General features: G+C 41.4%; 1 protein-coding gene. It reads right to left on the bottom strand.

Translation table 11 applies throughout. The features are described from left to right. Positions 1-12 precede the first annotated feature (12 nt). Positions 13-764 (bottom strand): IS5 family transposase gene (locus IP485_RS13690; RefSeq protein ID WP_198327770.1). Its coding sequence is split into 2 segments (ribosomal slippage): positions 13-557 and positions 557-764, totalling 753 coding nucleotides; the frame shifts between segments, so codons are not numbered across the junction. Positions 765-845: the final 81 nt, after the last annotated feature.

Below are 845 nucleotides of genomic sequence, written 5' to 3'. Positions count from 1 at the left end.
TAGGGCCTGTCTTCAATTCATTTTACAATGAACGATAGTACACGCCAGATAGAGCATTGACTTAAAATTACGAGCCAACTTCTCATATCTAGTAGTGATACTACGAAAGTGCTTGAGTCTTGCAAACATATTTTCAACAAGATGACGCAGTTTGTACAAATAGCTATCAAACTCTGGATTAGGTTGTTTGGCGTTTTTTCTTTTGGGAATGATGGGTATCATATCGTGACTTTGAGCTTTATCCCTGATCGCTTGTGAGTCATAGCCTTTATCAGCGATGAAGTAATCAGCTTGTCCAATCATTTCAATCAATTCACCTGCAATTTGACTGTCGTGGACTTCACCCCCAGTGATTTTAAAATTGAGCGGATATCCATCGGCATCACAGGATAAGTGTATTTTTGTAGTTGCGCCGCCACGACTTTGTCCAATTGCTCTATCTTCACCAAGCCTAGCTCCACTTGCATGCTGATGACAGCGAACATAGCTTCCGTCTGTGAATACCCATTCCGTATCAATTTCTTTTCGTAAGCTAAAAAAAAATCTGCCCATAAGCCAGTTTTCGACCAGCGGTTGAAACGACTATAGGCTGTTTTCCACAAACATAATTCTTCAGGTATGTCACGCCAAGGCGCGCCTGTACGGAGTTTCCACCGTATGGCTTCCATAATCTCTCGGCTGTTTTGAGTTTGATAGCAGCCGTACTTTATCATCGTCGATTGCAATTGATCCCAAAGCGTATCTGTTAATGCTTTTCTTGCCATAGCTTGTATTTCTCGCATCGACTCAATAGATGCGGTATTGTAACTATTATTTATGGCTTATCCAATTGAAGACACGCCCTA

This window comes from Psychrobacter sp. NG27 (genome assembly GCF_016106655.1).
Classification (GTDB): Bacteria; Pseudomonadota; Gammaproteobacteria; order Pseudomonadales; family Moraxellaceae; genus Psychrobacter.
Note: the sequence above shows the minus strand (reverse complement) of the source record. Positions and strands in the feature narration are given on the sequence as shown.